This window comes from Flavobacterium sp. GNP002, from assembly GCF_054343795.1.
Map to the genome: position 1 here is coordinate 1,158,039 of NZ_JBTGUW010000001.1, position 20,175 is coordinate 1,178,213.

A 20,175-nucleotide genomic window follows, 5' to 3' on the forward strand; every position below is an offset into this window, starting at 1 on the left:
AATAATTAATTTTCAAAAAGTTGTTGGTTCTCCATCATTAGTTGTTGGTAAATATTATTTTTGGTAAAATATACCTTTAAAATGTTTCGACTATTCGACTTATCGCTGCAGATAAATGGCTTCCAAATGAAGGAAGCTAAAGCCGAATTGCGGAAAATAGTAGCATTTTCTGAAAAAGAACATGACCTTTTCCTTCAAAATAAAAAATTAGAAATTGTCCATTTTCATTTGCAAAATAATGCTTTCTATAAAGATTTAGTGGGAATGACAACTTTTACAAACTGGGAAGAGTTACCCGTTTTGAATAAGAAAAACTTACAAAAACCATTACTTGAAAGGCTTTCGGAAGGCTATTCCGCTAAAAACAGTTACATCAATAAAACGTCCGGCTCCAGCGGAACTCCGTTTATTTTTGCCAAGGACAAATATTGTCATGCCTTGACTTGGGTTTCAAACATTTACCGTTTTGGTTGGTATGAAATTGATTTTAATACTTCCTATCAAGCACGTTTTTATGGTATTCCGATGGATTTTATCGGAAACAAAAAGGAACGTTTCAAGGATTTTTTGAGCCATCGATTTCGGTTCTCCATTTTTGATTTATCGGATGAAATTTTAGAAGGATTTTTGAATCATTTTAGAACTAAAAAATTTGATTACATCAATGGTTATACGAGTTCCATTGTTTTATTTGCTAAATTTTTACAAAAGAGAAATATCATATTAACTACAGTTTGTCCCACTTTGAAAGTATGCATGGTAACTTCTGAAATGCTTTTTGAAGAAGACAAACTCCTTTTAGAAAAACAATTTGGTATTCCTATTGTCAATGAATACGGCGCTTCGGAACTGGATTTGATTGCTTTTCAAAATAAGGCAGGAGAATGGCAAGTCAATTCGGAAACGTTGTTTGTGGAAATTTTGGATGATAATAATAAAGCGGTTCCAAATGGTACTTCTGGGCGTATCGTCATAACTTCTTTGTTCAATAAAGCGCATCCGTTCATACGCTATGATATTGGCGATATTGGAATTCTGGATGAAAAAAGTACATTACAAAAACCGATTCTCAAAAAATTAATAGGGCGAACCAATGATGTTGCCATTTTACCCAGCGGGAAAAAATCACCTGGACTCACCTTTTATTATGTGACAAAAAGCATCATCGAAGACGACGGAAACGTAAAAGAATTTGTGATAAAACAAACCAAAATAGATACTTTTGAAATTGAATATGTGAGCGAAACCGAATTAAATTTGGCACAAATTGAAAAAATAGAAAAGGCGATAGCTTTATATTTGGAACCCAATTTAAAATTTAGTTTTCTTAGAAAAAAATCTTTAGAAAGAAGTAACAGAGGAAAATTGAAGCAATTTAAATCAATGATTTAACGTAAAGTGGTTTTATGATTAATTGTGTGAATAAAAATCCTGTCATACACAGTATCGAAAGAACTGTATTATACCCATGAAACTTCCTGTAAACGGCAAAATTGTGTTTTAGAAGCTCATATTTAGAAGCCGAAATTGAGTTTTCTCTAATTCTATATAAAGCTAAACTTTCCGGAACAGGTTGAGCGGTTTTTATTTTCTTGAGAATAATAAGCCAGTGTATCCAATCTTGGCGTTTTCGAAAAGAAGAAATGGTGATTTTCCCAAAGTAGTTTACATCGTAGATTCCCGTTAGATTCCCGACATAATTACAAAAAAACAACTGACGATAAGAGAGATTCCTTGGTGACTCTATTTTTCTGTTAAGCGATTCTCCCGCTTCATTAATGCATTCGTAAAAGGAAAAAGTAAACGGTAAGTTAAGTTTTTTGAGAAAATCAATTTGTAGTTCTAATTTGAGTGGTTTCCACAAATCGTCTGCATCTAAAAAGGCTATATATTTTCCCATTGCCTTGTCTATAGCAGTATTTCTGGCAATTCCGGTTCCCGAGTTTGTATCGAGTTGAAAAAGTTGAATTCTATTATCTTGACTGGAAATTTCTTTTATTATTGAAACCGTTTCATCAGAAGAACAATCATCTACGATAATCATTTCCCAGTTTTTGTAGGTTTGATTCTGTACGGACAAGATTGTTTTTGCGATAAATTTTTCGCAGTTAAAGGATGGTGTTATTATGGATACAAGAGGTTTTTCCATTCTAATAGGCTTTTTCTTCTCCTTTAAAAATATTGATAACAGTTTGGAAAATTATTTTTAAATCTAAAATTAAGGACCAATTTTCAATATAAAAAACATCAAATTTTATTCTGTTAATCATATCTTCTTCTGTCTCAATTTCACCACGAAAACCACTCACCTGCGCTAATCCAGTAATTCCTGGTTTAACATAATGGCGTACCATATATTTTTTCACTTTATTACCATAGGCTTTATTTTGAGCCCAAAGATGTGGACGCGGCCCCACAACTGACATATCACCTAGTAAAACATTTAGAAATTGAGGCATTTCGTCTAAACTTGTTTTTCTCATAAACTTCCCTATTTTAGTAACACGCGGATCGTTTTTCGAGGCTTCTTTTTCTGTTGTTTTATTGATTTTCATAGAACGAAATTTATAACAGAAAAATTCATTTTCATCAATTCCAGGTCTTCCTTGTTTGAAAAAAACCGGACCTCTGGATTCTAACTTTATTAAAATTGCTAATAATGGAATGAGCCAAGATAAGAGTAATATAATAATTATACTGGAGAAAACAATGTCAAAAACTCTTTTAAATATCATTGTAGCAGGCTCATGAAGCATGGTTTTTTTTAAAGAAAGTACTGGGAAAAATTCGTAGTAGTCAATTTTCAAATTTTTAGAAAAAATCTCTTTTGTATCCGGTATGAATTTTATCGTTTTATTGTTTTCATCGGCAAAATCAATTAAATCTTTCAAATGCTCATTGGAAATTTCATTTAATGAGCAATAAATTTCATCTACACAATTTTCAATTACAAAGGGTTTTAAATCCGCCAATTTCCCTTTAATATTTTGATTTGTTTTATTATCTGAAAAATAACCTAAAAAACGATAGCCATAATCTTTTCTGGCTTCGAAAAGATTTTTTAATTCTATTGCCTCAGGAGTATATCCAATAATGACAGCGCTCCTATAATTACTTCCGGTTATTATCCTATATTTTTTTAAATAGTAAAACAATAAAAATTTTGAAATAGTAATTAGTAACATTACAAAGGAGATAAACGTGGCAATCACCATTCCGTTAAAAACAACTTGCTTTGAAAATGGAAAAAAAGCAATAGTTATTAAAAAAAATAGAACTCCTTGTTTTACTAGTTTTGATATTATTTCAAGCGGAGTTGTAAAGCGATATATTCCGTAGAATCTTATAAAAAAAGCAACTACACTCCATCCAACTAGCTGATAAATAATAAATTGCTCAATCTTAAAATTAAGGTCTTTGAAAAAGAAAAAACCAAGAATCATAATAACGATTAGATCTATTGAAATACTAATGGGTCTAATGTACTTTGAATATCTTCCTGTTTGAGATGCACTCATAATTAACGAATATAACCTGTTTGGTTTTTTATCGGTTTTAAAAAATTCCCTGTTACTATTTCAATTAAATAGTAACAGGTAATACCTGTCATTCCTGATAGTTTTACTTTCGTTTGCTAACATATCATCTGTTTTTACTTTTGGTAGCAAGTGAAAATTGCAAAATACAACGAACAAAAAAATGACTAGAATTCACTTTATTGGATTTACTGTTCGTTTGTTTTTTTAACCTCTTGAAATAGCTACGCAAAATTTAGTACTGTAAATATGTTACTATTTTTTTATTTTCAGTTACATTCAAAGTATATTAAAACTATACATTACAAACATTAAATAAATTCATTTACTTAATATAACTGGAAAAATCTTTATGCTCTTCTTTAGAAAGTTCCTCTTTAGATAAGGATTTAAAATAATCATAAGTGATTTTCATTCCTTCAGCACGACCTATTTTGGCTTCCCAACCAAGCAGTTCTTTTGCCTTAGTAATATCAGGCTGACGCTGTAAAGGATCATTTATTGGCAATGGATGGTATACTACTTTTTGATTGGTACCTGTCAGTTTTATAATTTCATCTGCAAAATCCTTGATGGTGATTTCATCAGGGTTTCCAATATTTACCGGATACACATAATCAGAATGTAATAATCTAAAAATACCTTCTACCTGATCATCTACATAGCAAAACGAACGGGTTTGCATTCCGTCTCCAAAAATAGTTAAGTCTTCCCCACGAATTGCCTGACCTATAAAAGCTGGAATAACACGACCGTCGTTGAGCCTCATTCTAGGTCCATAAGTATTGAAAATTCTAACTATTCTTGTTTCTACACCATGAAACGTATGGTACGCCATCGTTATGGATTCTTGAAAACGTTTTGCTTCGTCATAAACACCTCTTGGACCTATGGTATTTACGTTTCCATAATATTCTTCCGTTTGTGGATGAACCAATGGATCTCCATATACTTCAGAAGTAGATGCAATAAGAATTCTAGCCTTTTTAACACGTGCCAAACCTAATAGATTATGCGTTCCTAGAGAACCCACTTTTAAGGTTTGTATCGGGATTTTCAAATAATCTATTGGACTTGCAGGCGAAGCAAAATGAAGAATATAGTCTAGTTGACCCGGAACATGAACAAATTTTGTAATATCGTGATGATAAAATTCAAAATTCTCCAGTTTGAACAAATGTTCTATGTTTTTTAAATCTCCTGTAATGAGATTATCCATTCCAATAACAAAATAACCTTCTTTAATAAAACGGTCACAAAGATGTGATCCTAAAAATCCAGCTGCTCCGGTGATAAGTATTCTTTTCATATAGATTTTGTAATTTAGGTAGTATTCAAGTAATTTATTAAAAAGCGAATAGATTACTTCAATAACACAACTCTCTTTGACTCCATAAAGAGGTTTCTGTCAAAAATAAACTTATCATTAGGATTGTGAAAGAAATATGTACAAAATATTTTTTTCTCATCCGTTTATACTTAATTATTAGTGAAGCATTTCACATTATTCAATTTTTTCTAAAACAAATACGTTGTTGAAATAAGCCGTTTTATCAATAGGCAATAATAGACTGAACAAAACACCAAAAAAGTTAAAAAAGATGATAAAAGGAATTAGAAAAACCTGTCTTAAGTTCTTATTTTCAGGGAGTATATTCTTTATGTAATTTAAATTGAATTGAAAAATAACTTCAATATAATTTCCTGTTTTAAAGTTTTCAATCACCTTGAAACCATTTTTTTGATACAAATATTTTAAAGCAGGTGTCGTATACCTCGCAAAATCATAGGGCATTTCATGTTCCTCCCACATAAAAGGAGTCGTTATTAAAGCCTTTCCGTTTTTCTTTAAAACTCTATTAAATTCCTTTAGTAATTCGTCGATATTAAAGACATGTTCTAAGACCTCGGTGCACAAAAGAGAATCGAATCGTTCATTTTCAAATGGAATTACTTTTCCATCATAAAACTCATCTACTTCATTGTAATTCTGTTCCCTTCCTTCAATTTTATAATCTACACCAATATATTCCTTAACGTTTACAAACAATTTTTTGTAAGGCTTCGTTCCACAACCAAAATCCAATAAAGAGCCATTAAGTTTATGAGCATTATTTTTTATGGCACTTCGAATTGATTTTCGAATCAGAAAATTGTAATTAATGAAAAACCCAATAATTCCGGGATGAAATTTTTCTTTCTTAATCTTTTGTATGATGAACTCTTTATACATTAAATTTTGTTTAATATTATTCCAAATAAATAGATTCTAGTTCATAAATATTTTTTTTAATATTATAGTTTTCAGAATACGAATTAAAAGCATTTTTTGATAATTTATCTAATAATTCTTTATCCGTCAACAATTTTAAAATTTTACTTTTAAAACCTTTTTTACCCTCATTTTCAATAACAAATCCATTATAATTATCTTTAATCAAATCTTTATTTCCATCACAATTAGTAACTACACAAGCTTTAGATAATGCTAAACTTTCAATAATAGAATAAGGCATTCCCTCATATCTGGACGTCGAAATATAAAATTTAGATTGATTAATTATATGAAATACATCGGTTCTTTCTGTCCAATTTAAAAGCGTTACATCATTGCTCATATCTAACTCCTGAATCAACTTTTTAACTGACGCTAACTGACCTGATACCGGTCCAACTCCCATTACGATTAAATGAATTTTAGTTTCTTTATTAACTTCATGCAACACCCGTATCATTTGCTCAATATTTTTTTGATATGATGGTCTACCAACTGTACAAATGTAATCTTCAGGCCACGTTTTAGTAATGGTTAAGGGCTGTATTTTAGTTATGGGTTCGATACAATTATTAAAAACTATCGCATTTTCTGGTTTATAGCCAACGTCCTCTATACCACGTTTTTTTTCGGAAGCTGATGTCGCTAAAAGTAGACTATTCGCATTAGCAAGAACCTTCTCAATACTCAAAAAAAGGCTTCTTTTTAAACTATTTTGAGTACTTAAATACGAAAAAGCGTGAGGCGTATAAATTACTTTTATTCCTAATAATTTTCCCGTAATTCGACCTACAATACCACCTTTAGCACTGTGAGCATGTATTAGATTTGGCTTTTCTTTTTTTAGAATTTTATACGTCTGAAATAATGATTTAATATCATTCCTTATTGAAATATCTCTAAAAATAGAAACTTTATATTCTTTTACTTTATTCCCATTTTTATCAAAAAAAGGTTTTTCAGTGTCTTTAGTTCCATGAATAACAATGTTTTCAAACGAATCAGTATTTAAATTTTCTAAAATAAGTCTCAAATACACATCGACTCCACCTATAGAATGCAATAAATGAACTATCTTTTTTTTTGCCATTTTTTTGATGTAAAAGAACGAAAGTCATTCGTAATTCTTGGATCATTTAATAATATAAATCAAATGTATCACAAATTTAATAATTACAAAGGATTGATGTAAATTATCTCATTAGTATCTATTTTAAAATATATTCCTACTAAATATAACTACCATTAAATTTCTTTGAATAAAAAAAATAACGATATTTGCAGAAATTTTGATTGCTATCATTTAAAATAAATTCAAATGAAAAAAACGTTTATGATTGCGACTATAGTTGCCTTATTTTCATTGTCTTGTGGAAACAAGAAGGAGGAAAAGACACAGCAAGATGCTATAGAAGAGGTTGCGCCTAAAGCGTCTAATGAAGTGAAAGTTGAACTAACTGACTTTGACCGTTACGAAGGGAAAATAGTTCACGCATCAACGGGGCAATGGTATTTAATAAAAGAAGGTGCCCGTTGGAGAACAAATTCAATTCCTGCGACTGATGATTATCTTAAAACACTGCCTCCAGGTCCTGACTATGTAGTTGAGAATGTGCCAATAGAGACCCTAAAACAGTTTCCTGAGGTTGGAGAAATTCTTCCAAAACTGGAATTCAAAAAAGATGTAATTAAGACCGCTAAATAAGCGGTTTTTTTGTTATTCTAAAAAAATATTATCCCCAACCTGCTTGCTTTTTTGTTGAAGCCAATAACTGGCAAATATAGAAATCCATAATCCGCTAAAAACAATTCCATCAAAACGAAGTAGGAAATCATCGGTAAGGTTTGAAATGAAAAACAAAAAAAAGAAAGAAAGTACAACTGCATTTTTTGTCATAATTCCCAAATAAGCGATAAATCCAATATAAAACAAGGCTACAATTGGTCCCAATATTCCAAACTTCAATAAATAATCTAAAAATTGATTGTGTGTTGGAAACTCATATTTTGCAAGAAATATTTGATTTGTTACTTTAAAATACTTTACTAATTCTATCTTCCCATCCGATGCACCCACTCCAAAAGGAAGGTTTTTAAGAGATAATTCCCATGCTGATTTCCAGATGGACAATCGGGTTACAAAAGAACTGTAAACCGCAATTTCGGGATGATCAATCTCGTCTAATTTCCCTACCTTATCCATATTCGAAAAAATCTGAGTCGAATACTTTTCTTTCATGTAAGGATTCTTTTGTAGGAACAAAAATAAAACCGAACCAATCAAAACTAGTGTAATTAAAGCTCTTTTGAAGATAACTTTAAAGCTATAACTTTTCGAAATTTGGAAATAAGCAACAATGATAAAACCAAACAAAGTTGCTAGTAATGCCATTCTGGTATTTACATACAATACAAAAAAGAAGGAAAGAATAAAAAGCGCTAAATCTCTAATTTTAGACCATTTACTATATTTTTTTTTTGAAGTTTCAAACAAAAAATAAAGAGTAGAAAAAGCGACAAAAGCCAAATGCATATTGAGCGCAGGGGCATGAATGCCAATACTATCCGAAAACACATAACCCATTTCCCAAAGATGAATTCCATTGAGATATTTAAAAAAATGCTCCGGATACAACACTATAAAATGCACAAAAAATAATACCATAACAAGTGTTGTACCAATACAATAGGCTTTCAATATTTTAAGAAATTGGATTCGTTGATAATTTCCAATTATAAATATTGGAAAAAAAAGTAATGAAAGACTTTTTTCGAGTGATTTTAAACCGAGAGCATAAGAATCATTATTTCCAAAAAATAACATTTCCATCAAAAACGGAGCTGCTATTAATATCATAATTGGTAGTTGATGCTTTGAAATCTTTATTTTTTTTACAAACAACAAATTGAAAACAACAAAAAATATCAAAAAAACTGCACACAGTTTTCTAAAGATTAATGTAATAGCGATTAAAAACAAAAATAAATTAAATACTTTGTCGAATGTCTTTTCTGAAATGCTCATAATACAATGCAAAATATATTAAAGGAAAAAGGCCTATTTTATGTCTAATGGAAGTACCTAAATCTGGTTCAAATATACCTTGAACTATAAAATAAGCAAACAAAATTAGTAATATCCACAACTCTAATTGATATTGTTTTCTATTTTTTAAACATCGTGAAAACCGAACAAATAAAATATAAAAAATCAATAATTGCCAAATTACAAAGGCCAATACTTGAGGAGATAAAATGTGTTTAATTGCTTCAACTATAGGAACATTTACTGCCATAAAACCATAGACAATACCAAATGCTTCACCATACCAGGTGTCTTGTGCTATTGGCGATACAATTGCCGTATTTATATTGTTTTTATTGATATTATTAATGACATAATTTTCCCTTGTTAGTTTAGAAATATATTCTCCTCTTACAACCCCATGACTCAATGATAAAAAAATAGCAATCAGTAATCCATAAAAAATAGTAGAAAATGTTTTATTCTCAAATTTGATGTACGACAATATATACATTCCTATTGCAAATATTGGCAGCAATATATAATAGGGCCTGAAAAACGAAAAACAAGCAATTAAAATCAATGAAAAAATGATTTTAAATCTTGGCTTTTTATTGGATTGAAATATAAAAGGAATGGTACAAAACATTAAAAATGTTATAAATTCCTTAGTTGGCATAGACATGTATATAGCCGTGAGAAGGAAAGCTACATACACCAAACCATTTTTTACATTCAACTTATGGAAGTTTGATGGAACTCCAATTTTATATAATATGTAGGTTACTATAGGAAATTGAATTAGGGCAATGACAAAAAAAGGAAGTTGTCGCAGACCCGTAAGTTTATAAAACATAATGGCAAAAGGATAGCTACCAAACCAGCCTATTTCGTGGTGCTTGTCAAATACTATTATTACTGTATCGTTAAAATATCTTTCTGGTAAAATATAAGGCGTCAAAAAGGCTATAATTAAATTGCAAAAAAACAACCCTATAAATACTGCCTTATTTTTTTTTACTAGTGTTTGCATCTTTGCTTTTTATAGAAAAATCGTACTCAATATGTGAATAATTATATTAAAATAGGTGTTATTTCTCCTTATTTATTTTAATGGAATACAATTAATAATTTATCTTTCTTATAAACAATTATTGCTGTGATTATATTCCAAAAAAGTAAACTTGAAACAAAAGCAATTGCTGCTCCAGTCATTGAATATACTGGGATTAATATAATATTTAGAATTAAGTTGAGTACTACCGCAAAAATTAAGACGATTTGGAAAATACTTTGTCTTCCTGTCATATTCAAATATATAGCTGATACTCCAAAAAAAGAAGCAAACAACTGACCCACCATTAAAATCAAAAGTGCCTGTTTGCTTTGTGTATAATTTTCTCCAAAGAAATATAAAATATTTTCGGAAAACAAACAAACAAATAAAACAACCGGTACTGTTAGCAAAACAATCATTCTGGCACTTTGTTGCAATGCCTTTGATAGTTCTTTTTTATTATTGTCCGTGTAAAGTTGTGCGATTTTTAAAGAAACAGAAATATACACTGAATTATTAATCATAAACAAAATAGAAACTAACTTCATTACAATTGCATAATAGGCTACCGTTTCATCTCCTTTAAATTTTTTCAAAAAAACCACGTCGAAAGTCATCATCAAGAAAATAGCTAAATTGCTAATAGCCATCGGATACGATTTGTGAGCAATAGAGGAATACGTGAAAGTATTCGTTTCATTTTGAAGTATTATATCGTCTTTATGTTTTTTGAAGAGTTTAAAAATAATAATCGTTGTTATAATTGCAAGTGCAACAAAACCTATCAAAAAAGTATCTAACAAATAGGCTTCCTGGTGATAATAAAACAAAATAATTGCTCCAAAAATAACAGAAACATACTTAAAAGTATTTCTAAATAATTCAGCAATATAAATTTTATCTAATGCTCGAATTGTTTCAGTATTAAACAAGGTTATCGAATAAAAGAACAAAGCAAAAATTGCCTTAGCCATCAAAACATAAGTGCTTTTATCGTTGAAAAATAAATCAATTCTATTTTGACCTATGACAAAAAAAATAATCAGTACCAGTAAACACAAAACAAAAATGAGTAAAACAATTTTTTTATAAATCGTCTTTAATTTTTGAATTTCATTTCTGCTTTTTAAAATTCCAGTAAAATATAATATGGATTGATCTGTGCCGAGAACACAAATACTGCTTAAAACTAACAAAACCATTCTTATAAAGTCAAATTGACCAATGATTTTTGGGTCGTAATTATGCGTTAAAAACAACGAAAACCCAAAAAGAGTAACGACACCTATAATTCTTAAAAACATCGTTTTTAAACTCTGTGAAACAACTGGATTTTTTTTTATTTTATTAAAACCAATATTGATTTTTTTCAAGATTTCAAGAATTTTATTGGTCGAATTAATTAAATTTCAATTCTATTTAGCTTTAAAAAACAAAGTAAAAGTAATTAAATCATTTTAGATTTTCTCATTTGATTTTTATAATAACTTGAAAATAAATGAATTAAAACAAATAAAAGCAAAAATAAAATTGGAAAAACGAATTTTAATTTTCCATTGACTGAATTCGTATTTTCAATATTTAATGTTGCACTATTGTCTTTTATAATTTTATCTAATCCAACCAATTGTACTCTATGAATTCCTTGTTCATTAATTAACGCCTCTTTAGTTTTGATAACATCGTTAAGCTGCGTATTTTCATTATAATAGACCAGTTTATCACTTTTTTGAGTACCATTTACCATATTAGAAAAACCATTCAAAACACTATTTATTTGTGAAATAATTGTGTCATTCTGGATTATTTTTATTCGAATATTTTTTACCGTTTCATTTTGGACTTTTTTATAATAATCCATTTCGTTTAAATAGATTAAAATAGGTTGAACAGTTTCAGTATTAATTATTTGGTTTTTGGTTTTGAAAGTAATTGTATGTAAGGTGTAATTCTTACTCGTCAAATCATCTTCAAGGACTTTCTTTATATCACCATCTTCAGCCATCAACTTGATTAATTCAAAGTTCTCCGTCTTATTCTCAATGAATCTATAAACGTCTGTTACTGGTTTTATTTTGATTTTTAGAATTTCTTTAGGCTTTTTTATACCTAGAACTTCTTTAATAAAAATCGTATCTCCTTCTTGGATTTTTGATTCGATTAAATCGATTTTTGAATATAAATAATCCGTGCTTCCAAAATTTGGAGTTACAATGATTTCATGATTGTAGGTTTTGTTCGTTGAATCTAAAAACATTCCTACTCCAAAACCAAGTACAAACAAAATCAAAATCACTACCGCATTTTTTACAAAAAACTGAATACAGTTAAATAAAAACGTATTAATATTTTGAAAAAAAATTCCTATTTTTTTAGAAATTTGCGTTAAATCAATCTCTTGATCCTCTTGGTTATTGGGTTGGTTTTTGTTCATCCTATATTTTTATTTTACGTTGAAAATTTGTTCCAATATTTTAATGGTAATCAAATAAGTAGGTTTTACACCCGTAGTTCCAAGTCCGCCTGAAGCTAATGTACTTCCAGTTTCCAACGGATTATCTGATGCATAATACGCATATCTCACTTTGATGTCATGAGGAACACTCTTTCTGATTTTTGAAGCCGATTGAATGGCTTTTTGATAGTAAGAACCTTCCATTTCCAATCCTATGACTCCCCAAGTTGATTCGTAGAAAAATTTCAATAACTCTCTGTTTTGTAATGAAGTTCCCAAAACAGTAACCATTGGTCCGGCAAAAACAGCAATGTCATTTCCTTCAAACATATCGGCAGTCAATTCATTTTCGAAAAAATAATTATCCGCCGTTCCTTCATTGATGTGTGCATTCGGAATCATAATATCCCCTTTTCCACCTTCCAGAATTCCCGCTTTCCCCATGATAGAAACTGATTCCACATTAAGCAAGGTAGCTTTTTTATACGGTTTCAATAATTCATCAATGGTTTCATACGCTTGTTCCCCAAAAGCATAATCCATAACAATCAAAACCGGTTTTTTATCTCCGGAATTTGCCTTTGGAAATGATGTTTTTGACCAATCGATTTTGGCGGTATCAAAAATCTGAACATCGATATTTGTTCCTGATGTATCCGGTAACGAAATCATTCCGTGTTTCAAAGCTACTTCTTCAACCTGATTACGAACTTCGTTTGCACCCGATTTGCTTAGTTCTTCGTAAATAAAGAAATCCGATTTGCCTTTAAACTTCGTTTTTAAAACCTCGGTGGCAAAAATAGAATTCATCACACTGTGCATGTTGGCACTAATTACGTGAATTGGACGGTCTAAAAGTTGGTTTTCTTTCAAAACCTCCTTGATATTAGTTGCCCAAATTTCGCCGTGAATATGATGTCCCAATCGCTCTCTCAAAATAGGACTGAAAGTGATTGTTCTCTTATTATCATCTACAATTTCTTCAATGGCCAGTTTTCCTAACCAAAAAATAACGTGCAAAAAACGATCTGGCGCTGCCGTTGAACCAAAAGCATCATAAATATCCAATACTTCCTCAAACGTTCTTCCCAGAATATTCGCAGCATGTGAAATGGCTTTTTCTTTTTCTATTTGAGTCAGCTTTTTCTTTTGAGAAACCGCTTGTTCCAGTTTGAACCAATCACGAGAAACTTCGCCTGCGTCATCCAGTAAAACTCTATTTCTAATTTTGTGTGACTCGATAAAAATAAACGTCAAATGCGTCAAAATATCATAAATATCGGAGCGTCCGCGGGTAATTTCCACATTCATTTGCTCCTCATCGATACGGTAACAATTGCGTCGTCTTTTTGGTGGAACAATAGCTTGAAAATGAGATTTTGAATAGCCTTCTTCCGAAGTTAAATTGATAAATCTACATTCTTCAATTCCTACAGGAAGTCTTTCTATTACATACAAAAGTCCATTTAATTCTACTTTTTCATCTGCAATATTTCCATATATTTCTGGGCTTAATGCCAATAATGCTTCTCTCAATGTATCTCCGGAAACTCCCATTGGTTTATAAAATCCTCTATTGAAAAGATGACGCATGGTGATGTACATTTTTTCAATTGCTGCTGATGATTCCTGCGCTCTGGAGCGTGATATATTTTTTGTTTCTTTCATTTTCTACTTATTTTCTAACCTGCAAAGGTAACTCTTTTATTTATTTTTTAATAAATCCACTATATTTCTGTCATTTGAGAGTCTCGGGATTTTATTTTGACCTCCCAGTTTACCAATTGATTTCATATACTCTTGAAAACCGTTTTTAACGACTTTGGTGACAACGACTTTTTGCAATACTTTGCCCACTATCAAATCATCATAATATATGTTTTGTTTTCGCATGGCGTTGTCCAGCGCTTCCGCAAAAGATACGCTTTCTTCCGGTTCGTTTTCAAATTCTATGAACCATTCGTGATACGGCAATCCTTCTGCCGGTGTGATTTGTGGCGCAACGGTAAATTCATTAATGCGTATATCCGTTCCAAGAATTGCTTCTTGCAACGCACTTTCCACTTCTTTACCAATCACATGTTCACCAAAAGCCGAAATATAATGTTTGATTCTTCCCGAGACAATTATTCGGTACGGTTCTAAACTGGTAAACTGAACGGTATCGCCAATATTATAGCCCCAAAGTCCTGCATTGGTAGAAATTATCAAAACATAATTCACTCCCAATTCCACTTCGCCAATCGTATAACGTCTTGGTCCCGAACCGTCGGGATCAGTATAGAATTCGTCCGATTTTATAAATTCATAAAAAATTCCGGAGTTCAAAAGCAACAACATTCCCTTTTCTTTTTGAGAATCCTGATAGGCAAAAAATCCTTCCGAAGCAGGAAATAATTCAATACTGTCTACTTTACGTCCAATAAGATTTTCAAATTTGGCACGATACGGTTCATAATTTACACCGCCATAAATAAACAAATTGAAGTTCTTGAAGATTTCGCCAACCGGCTTCCCTCCTTTTTGATGCAATTTCTCAAAATACATTTGTACCCAAGAAGGAATCCCGGAAATCACAGCCATATTTTCGTTGAAAGTTTCCTCTACAATCGCATTAACTTTGGTTTCCCAATCTTCAATACAATTCGTTTCCCAAGAAGGCATTCTGTTTTTTTGAAGGTATTTTGGAACAAAATGCGCCACAATTCCAGACAATCGGCCTAATTTGACTCCATTTTTTTCTTCTAATATGGGGCTTCCTTGCAAGAAAATCATTTTACCGTCAACAAAATCAGCATTTCCAGTTTCATGAATGTAATGTAGAATCGCATTTCGAGCCGCTTCAATATGATATGGCATTGATTCCTTAGTCAACGGAATATATTTGGCTCCAGAAGTAGTTCCGGAAGTCTTGGCAAAATAAAGCGGTTTTCCTTTCCAAAGGATGTTTTCCTGACCTTTTACCACCTTATCAACATACGGTTTCAACGCCTCATAATCCCGAACTGGAACTTGTTTTGCAAAATCCTGTTCGTTTTTTATTTGGTCAAAATGATGGTCGATACCAAATTGTGTTTGCTTTGCGTCTTTGATTAATTTTTGCAAAACCTTCTTTTGAGTTTCAATAGGATTATTGGCCCAAAGTTGTGTTTTCTTGTATATTTTTTGTGCAAATATTTTGGCTGCAATTGATTTTATTGACATTTTAATTTTTGTTCTTTAAAAGATAAAAATTTGTTTTTTTACTCTTTTTTTGATTTTTTAGAAAGCGAATTTTTCTCTTCTTTTGCTACTTGTTTCCGCAATTCCAGTTCTTGTTTGGAAGGCGATAAATCAACTGGTGTATTAATTTCATCTGCTGCTTCCAGTATAGAGTCTTTATTGAATTTTGCATATTCTAACTCTCCTGTCAACACTTTCTGAATCGACTGTATGTAAGCTTCATTTCTTTTTAAGGCTTTTGACAAAGAATCTGATTTTAAAGCTAATTCCATTGCTTCCTTCTTTAATTTTGAAGAAGAATAACCTGGTATAAATTCTCGTAAAGGAGTAAAAGCAATAATAAATGTAGTGACAAATATGATGATTATGGCTCCTAATGACGCTACGATAAATACATTCATCAGGGTAAGTTTCAAAGAAAATGTCTCTTCAAAAGTATCTTCGTTAAGTATTATTAAACGTCGTTTATTGAATAAATTTTCTTTGAGTTTGCGCCGTTTTAGTCGTTTTTTTGACATACTTGTTTATTATTGAACAAATATAACAATTATTGTCGTTGATTGTATTCACTTGTTTTTGTTCACTTTTTTTAACCTAAATTTATTTTTAATAAATTTTTAACGCTTTTGAAACCAAATAAATGTGCCAAAATGAGTTTCCGTTAAGTAATTCTATATACCTTTGCCTTTAAAGTTATTACAAATTTGCTTCGGCAATAAATTATTCAATCATGGGAAGATTAGGTGTTACAGAAATCCTCGTTATATTAGCGATTGTTTTATTACTTTTTGGTGGTAAAAAAATCCCGGAACTTATGAAAGGTTTAGGAAGCGGAATCAAAGAATTCAAAAATGCAGCTAAAGACGGTCAGCCAGCTGATAAAAAAGAAGAAGAAACAAAATAAAAAAAAGGCTTTTCAATTATGAAAAGCCTTTTTTTATGGTTTAAATTATCATCGTCAATTGAATACGCTTTCTATCCTCATCCACTTCAGTGACTTTTACCTGAACATGTTGGTGTAATTTTACCACTTCATTCACATCACTTACAAAACCTGCTTTAAGTTGGGAAATGTGAACCAAACCACTTTCTTTGACTCCAATATCCACAAAACAACCAAAATTGGTAATGTTATTCACAATTCCCGGTAAAACCATTCCTGATTTAACATCTTTTATCGTTTTTACATTCGGGTCAAATTCAAAAATTTTAGCTGATTTTCTTGGGTCTAAACCTGGTTTCTCTAATTCTTTGATAATATCTTTCAATCCCAATAAACCTATTTCAGGTGTAATGTAATTTTCTGGTTTTATCAAAGCTGTTTTTTCTTTATTGGCAATCAAGTCATTCACCGTCAATTTCAAGTCTTTTGCCATTTTTTCAACGATTCCATACGCTTCGGGATGAACCGCTGAATTATCCAACGGGTTTTTTGCATTCGAAATTCGGATAAAAGCAACCCCTTGCTGATACGCTTTTTCACCCAAACGAGGTACTTTTTTAAGTTGTTTTCGATCTATAAAAGGACCGTTTTCTGAGCGGTATTGTACTATGTTTTCAGCCAGCTTCTCTCCTATTCCGCTCACATAACTCAATAAATGTTTACTCGCCGTGTTGATATTTACTCCAACTGAATTTACGCAACGAATCACCGTACTGTCTAATTCTTCTTTTAATTTATTTTGATCCACGTCATGTTGGTATTGGCCTACGCCAATGGCTTTTGGGTCAATTTTTACCAATTCGGCTAAAGGATCACTCAATCGTCTTCCGATAGAAACAGAACCTCGAACCGTGACATCATAATTAGGAAATTCATCTCTCGCAATTTTTGAAGCTGAATACACCGAAGCACCCGCCTCAGAAACGATAAAAACCTGAACCGGTTTATCAAAAGCTATTTTCTTAATAAAGAATTCGGTTTCTCGTGAAGCCGTTCCGTTTCCTATTGAAATCGCATCAATTTTATACGAATTGACCATCGAACGAATTTTTTTCATCGCCATGGCTTCCTCTTTTTGAGGCGCATGCGGATAAATGGTTTCGTTATACAATAAATCCCCTTTTTCGTCTAGACAAACAATTTTACAACCGCTTCTAAAACCTGGATCAATCGCCAGAATTCGTTTTTCACCCAAAGGCGGTGCTAATAATAACTGTCCCAAATTATTCGCAAAAACCTGAATCGAATTGGCATCAGCCTTAGCTTTTGCTTCTTGCAAAGCTTCATTTGAAATGGCAGGATTCAACAATCGTTTGTAACTGTCCTCGATAGCTAATTGAACATGTGGTGTGGTTTTATTTTGACCTTTTAAAACTAAAGCATCAATAATATCATACGCTTCATCAATATCTACTTCTACTTTAAACTTGATAAAACCTTCATTTTCAGCTCGAAGCATCGCTAATAATCTGTGCGAAGGTGCTTTAGTCAACGGTTCAGACCATTCAAAATATTGGTTGAATTTCTGTGCTGCTTCGTCGTCTTTCTTGGTTTTTACTACTTTGGTGGTAATGGTGGCTTTGCGTTCGTACAATCGTCGGAGTTGTTTTCGAACATAAATATTTTCATTAATCCATTCGGCAATAATGTCTCTTGCTCCTTGCAAAGCTGCTTCTTCATTGATGATATTTTCATTCAAATATTGTGTTGAAATGAAATCGACATCATCATTATTTTGACCCATAATGATTTTAGCCAATGGTTCTAATCCGTTTTCACGGGCAGCATCGGCTTTAGTTTTTTTCTTCTTTTTGAATGGCAGATAAAAATCTTCCAATTCCTGTAAATCAAAGCTCTGTTGGATTTTTTTTTCTAATTCTGGTGTAAGCGCATTTTGTTCCTGAATCGATTTTAAAATCGCTTCTTTGCGTTTTACCACCACTTCATACTCCTTTTGAAATTTAGCAATTTGCTCAATAAAAACTTCGTCCAAATTACCAGTTTTATCTTTTCGATACCTCGAAATAAAAGGAATCGTACAATCCTCTTGTAATAATTGAACGGTATTTTGAATGTTAATTGCTGTAGTTTGAACAGACTTAGCTATAAATTGTATGTTAGTCATTTTAAATTTAAGATTATAAAATCATATTGCTAAAATAGTATCTTTGAGTCAAAACTCCTTATTTATGTCTTTTTTATTATGGTATTTTCCGCTTATTAATTTAGTTGCGTTTTCAACAACAGGAGTAGACAAATGGCTCGCCGTAAAGCAAAAATGGAGAATTTCAGAACGTAATTTATTGTTTACAAGTATTCTGGGCGGAACAATTGGTTCCGGGTTAGCGATGCTTTTTTTTAAACATAAAACCTCAAAAATATCTTTTTTATGGAAGTTTTTTATAATTGGTATAATCCAAGTTTTTTTGGTGTATTTCTATGTTATAAAATCTAAATAATTACTTCTGTTGATTACTTCAAAAGTAGCATCCGGATATGCTTTTGCGAAAGCGGCAGGAATCTTAGCTTTTCTGGTTTCATTCCACTTAAACTCAAATCCCGCCAGTTCTTCTCCCTTTTCTTCAAGCCAATCTAATTCTTGCTGATCGTAAGTGCGCCAGAAATAATTATTGGTTTTTGTTTTTAGGTAATTTTGCTTTTTAACGCGTTCTACTGCCAAGTAATTTTCCCATAAATCACCTACATCTGTTCTGGAATCCAATCGGTTGAAATTATTAATGATGCCGTTTCTAATCCCATTATCATAAAAATACCAACGGCTGGATTTCACAATTTCCTTTCGAAGATTACGACTGAAACCTTCTACTTTGAAGATAATAAACACTTTAGAAAGTAAATCTAAATAATTAGCAACGGTATTTTTAGACATTTGCAACTGATTTGCTAATTCCTGCAACGAAACTTCTTTTCCTAACTGGTAGGCTATCAAACGCAACAAATCATAAATTTTATCTGAATGTTTAATTCCTTCGAAAACCAAAATATCTTTCAGTAAATAGGAATTAATAATTTCATATAAATACTCTTTTTTATGCTCCCAATCCGAATATTGAATCAGTTCCGGATAACTTCCAAAAAGTAATCTTTCCTCTAATTTTTCAGTAGTTTGTTTGTAGTTTTCATATTGGAAATATTCCATTTGTGCCAATGGAAAAAGATACAACGTGTTTTTTCGTCCTACTAGTGGTTCTCCAAGAGTATTATTTAAATCAAATATGGAAGAACCTGTTGCAATGATTTTGATTCCCTCAATAGAATCAACAATCAATTTTAAAATAAGTCCAATATCAGGAATAGTTTGGGCTTCGTCTATAACCAGTAAATCAATATTGAGTAATAATCGCTTGTAATTTGCTACGGAACGTTCTTTAAGTAAATTAGCATCATTGATATCTTCTCCGTTCAGTTGCAAATAACTTCCGTCAGGAATTGTTTGAAGATAATTTTTTAGTATTTCAGTTTTTCCAACACGACGTGCGCCTAGTAAAATCAATACTTTATTAGGAAGTACTTTTTTAGTAAAATCTTGAAATAGCGCTCTTTTTAAATAATTTTCCATTCTATTTGATTTAGAAATCTAAACCAAATATAATCAAAAAATAGTAATTCGGTCAACACACTGACTGAATTTACATTAATTC

At 31.2% G+C, this 20,175-nt stretch carries 18 protein-coding genes; 4 read left to right on the forward strand and 14 right to left on the reverse strand.

What is annotated here, in order from left to right; all coding sequences use genetic code 11:
- Positions 1–81 precede the first annotated feature (81 nt).
- Positions 82–1,392 (forward strand): phenylacetate--CoA ligase family protein, encoded by a 1,311-nt coding sequence (locus ACXX80_RS05215; protein ID WP_458552301.1) that lies wholly within the window; start codon positions 82–84, stop codon positions 1,390–1,392.
- On the opposite strand, the gene ACXX80_RS05220 is transcribed toward ACXX80_RS05215, so the two are convergent.
- The 5 genes from ACXX80_RS05220 to ACXX80_RS05240 form a co-directional block, all read right to left on the reverse strand.
- On the reverse strand, positions 1,376–2,149 hold the full coding sequence (locus tag ACXX80_RS05220; RefSeq protein WP_458552302.1) for a glycosyltransferase family 2 protein: 774 nt from the start codon (positions 2,147–2,149) through the stop codon (positions 1,376–1,378). The genes ACXX80_RS05215 and ACXX80_RS05220 overlap by 17 nt on opposite strands.
- 1 nt (position 2,150) lies before the next feature.
- Positions 2,151–3,518, reverse strand: coding sequence for an undecaprenyl-phosphate glucose phosphotransferase (locus ACXX80_RS05225; RefSeq protein ID WP_458552303.1), 1,368 nt, complete (start codon positions 3,516–3,518; stop codon positions 2,151–2,153).
- 343 nt (positions 3,519–3,861) lie between these two features.
- Positions 3,862–4,845, reverse strand: coding sequence for a UDP-glucuronic acid decarboxylase family protein (locus ACXX80_RS05230; protein WP_458552304.1), 984 nt, complete (start codon positions 4,843–4,845; stop codon positions 3,862–3,864).
- Positions 4,846–5,040: 195 nt separating this feature from the next.
- Complete coding sequence (locus ACXX80_RS05235; RefSeq protein ID WP_458552305.1) at positions 5,041–5,769, reverse strand: class I SAM-dependent methyltransferase; 729 nt, start codon at positions 5,767–5,769, stop codon at positions 5,041–5,043.
- 16 nt (positions 5,770–5,785) lie between these two features.
- Entirely contained in the window at positions 5,786–6,901 is a 1,116-nt protein-coding gene (locus tag ACXX80_RS05240; RefSeq protein ID WP_458552306.1) for a glycosyltransferase, read from the reverse strand.
- Positions 6,902–7,129: 228 nt separating this feature from the next.
- Between ACXX80_RS05240 and ACXX80_RS05245 the strand changes: the two genes are divergently transcribed.
- Positions 7,130–7,516, forward strand: a complete 387-nt coding sequence (locus ACXX80_RS05245) for a hypothetical protein (protein WP_458552307.1) — start codon at positions 7,130–7,132, stop codon at positions 7,514–7,516.
- 12 nt (positions 7,517–7,528) lie between these two features.
- Here ACXX80_RS05245 and ACXX80_RS05250 read toward each other — a convergent pair whose 3' ends face one another.
- From ACXX80_RS05250 to ACXX80_RS05280, 7 genes are all read right to left on the reverse strand, one after another.
- Positions 7,529–8,668 carry an O-antigen ligase family protein gene (locus ACXX80_RS05250; RefSeq protein WP_458552308.1) on the reverse strand — a complete coding sequence of 380 codons (1,140 nt, stop codon included), beginning with the start codon at positions 8,666–8,668 and terminating at the stop codon, positions 7,529–7,531.
- Between the two features lie 130 nt (positions 8,669–8,798).
- Positions 8,799–9,869 carry a hypothetical protein gene (locus tag ACXX80_RS05255; RefSeq protein WP_458552309.1) on the reverse strand — a complete coding sequence of 357 codons (1,071 nt, stop codon included), beginning with the start codon at positions 9,867–9,869 and terminating at the stop codon, positions 8,799–8,801.
- Positions 9,870–9,946: 77 nt separating this feature from the next.
- Entirely contained in the window at positions 9,947–11,266 is a 1,320-nt protein-coding gene (locus ACXX80_RS05260; RefSeq protein WP_458552310.1) for a lipopolysaccharide biosynthesis protein, read from the reverse strand.
- A 74-nt stretch (positions 11,267–11,340) separates the two neighbouring features.
- Entirely contained in the window at positions 11,341–12,327 is a 987-nt protein-coding gene (locus ACXX80_RS05265) for a hypothetical protein (protein ID WP_458552311.1), read from the reverse strand.
- Between the two features lie 9 nt (positions 12,328–12,336).
- Complete coding sequence (locus ACXX80_RS05270; RefSeq protein ID WP_458552312.1) at positions 12,337–14,016, reverse strand: DUF6909 family protein; 1,680 nt, start codon at positions 14,014–14,016, stop codon at positions 12,337–12,339.
- A 36-nt stretch (positions 14,017–14,052) separates the two neighbouring features.
- Positions 14,053–15,552 (reverse strand): GH3 family acyl-acid amido synthetase, encoded by a 1,500-nt coding sequence (locus tag ACXX80_RS05275; RefSeq protein WP_458552313.1) that lies wholly within the window; start codon positions 15,550–15,552, stop codon positions 14,053–14,055.
- A 38-nt stretch (positions 15,553–15,590) separates the two neighbouring features.
- On the reverse strand, positions 15,591–16,088 hold the full coding sequence (locus tag ACXX80_RS05280; protein ID WP_458552314.1) for a peptidase: 498 nt from the start codon (positions 16,086–16,088) through the stop codon (positions 15,591–15,593).
- A gap of 212 nt (positions 16,089–16,300) precedes the next feature.
- On the opposite strand from ACXX80_RS05280, the gene tatA reads away from it, so the two are divergent.
- On the forward strand, positions 16,301–16,474 hold the full coding sequence (gene tatA / locus ACXX80_RS05285) for a twin-arginine translocase TatA/TatE family subunit (RefSeq protein WP_066075957.1): 174 nt from the start codon (positions 16,301–16,303) through the stop codon (positions 16,472–16,474).
- 40 nt (positions 16,475–16,514) lie between these two features.
- Here the strand turns inward: tatA and ACXX80_RS05290 are convergent, their stop codons facing one another.
- On the reverse strand, positions 16,515–18,638 hold the full coding sequence (locus ACXX80_RS05290; RefSeq protein ID WP_458552315.1) for a Tex family protein: 2,124 nt from the start codon (positions 18,636–18,638) through the stop codon (positions 16,515–16,517).
- A gap of 64 nt (positions 18,639–18,702) precedes the next feature.
- Between ACXX80_RS05290 and ACXX80_RS05295 the strand changes: the two genes are divergently transcribed.
- Entirely contained in the window at positions 18,703–18,972 is a 270-nt protein-coding gene (locus ACXX80_RS05295; protein ID WP_417980160.1) for a DUF1294 domain-containing protein, read from the forward strand.
- Here the strand turns inward: ACXX80_RS05295 and ACXX80_RS05300 are convergent.
- Positions 18,951–20,093 (reverse strand): ATP-binding protein, encoded by a 1,143-nt coding sequence (locus ACXX80_RS05300; RefSeq protein WP_458552316.1) that lies wholly within the window; start codon positions 20,091–20,093, stop codon positions 18,951–18,953. The genes ACXX80_RS05295 and ACXX80_RS05300 overlap by 22 nt on opposite strands.
- Between the last annotated feature and the right edge of the window lie 82 nt (positions 20,094–20,175).

Excerpts from the sequence above, each read along its gene's own strand:
- ACXX80_RS05215 (WP_458552301.1), top strand. The coding sequence starts at position 82 with ATGTTTCGACTATTCGACTTATCGCTGCAGATAAATGGCTTCCAAATG.
- ACXX80_RS05220 (WP_458552302.1), bottom strand. The coding sequence starts at position 2,149 with ATGGAAAAACCTCTTGTATCCATAATAACACCATCCTTTAACTGCGAA.
- ACXX80_RS05225 (WP_458552303.1), bottom strand. The coding sequence starts at position 3,518 with ATGAGTGCATCTCAAACAGGAAGATATTCAAAGTACATTAGACCCATT.
- ACXX80_RS05230 (WP_458552304.1), bottom strand. The coding sequence starts at position 4,845 with ATGAAAAGAATACTTATCACCGGAGCAGCTGGATTTTTAGGATCACAT.
- ACXX80_RS05235 (WP_458552305.1), bottom strand. The coding sequence starts at position 5,769 with ATGTATAAAGAGTTCATCATACAAAAGATTAAGAAAGAAAAATTTCAT.
- ACXX80_RS05240 (WP_458552306.1), bottom strand. The coding sequence starts at position 6,901 with ATGGCAAAAAAAAAGATAGTTCATTTATTGCATTCTATAGGTGGAGTC.
- ACXX80_RS05245 (WP_458552307.1), top strand. The coding sequence starts at position 7,130 with ATGAAAAAAACGTTTATGATTGCGACTATAGTTGCCTTATTTTCATTG.
- ACXX80_RS05250 (WP_458552308.1), bottom strand. The coding sequence starts at position 8,668 with ATGATATTAATAGCAGCTCCGTTTTTGATGGAAATGTTATTTTTTGGA.
- ACXX80_RS05255 (WP_458552309.1), bottom strand. The coding sequence starts at position 9,869 with ATGCAAACACTAGTAAAAAAAAATAAGGCAGTATTTATAGGGTTGTTT.
- ACXX80_RS05265 (WP_458552311.1), bottom strand. The coding sequence starts at position 12,327 with ATGAACAAAAACCAACCCAATAACCAAGAGGATCAAGAGATTGATTTA.
- ACXX80_RS05270 (WP_458552312.1), bottom strand. The coding sequence starts at position 14,016 with ATGAAAGAAACAAAAAATATATCACGCTCCAGAGCGCAGGAATCATCA.
- ACXX80_RS05275 (WP_458552313.1), bottom strand. The coding sequence starts at position 15,552 with ATGTCAATAAAATCAATTGCAGCCAAAATATTTGCACAAAAAATATAC.
- ACXX80_RS05280 (WP_458552314.1), bottom strand. The coding sequence starts at position 16,088 with ATGTCAAAAAAACGACTAAAACGGCGCAAACTCAAAGAAAATTTATTC.
- tatA (WP_066075957.1), top strand. The coding sequence starts at position 16,301 with ATGGGAAGATTAGGTGTTACAGAAATCCTCGTTATATTAGCGATTGTT.
- ACXX80_RS05290 (WP_458552315.1), bottom strand. The coding sequence starts at position 18,638 with ATGACTAACATACAATTTATAGCTAAGTCTGTTCAAACTACAGCAATT.
- ACXX80_RS05295 (WP_417980160.1), top strand. The coding sequence starts at position 18,703 with ATGTCTTTTTTATTATGGTATTTTCCGCTTATTAATTTAGTTGCGTTT.
- ACXX80_RS05300 (WP_458552316.1), bottom strand. The coding sequence starts at position 20,093 with ATGGAAAATTATTTAAAAAGAGCGCTATTTCAAGATTTTACTAAAAAA.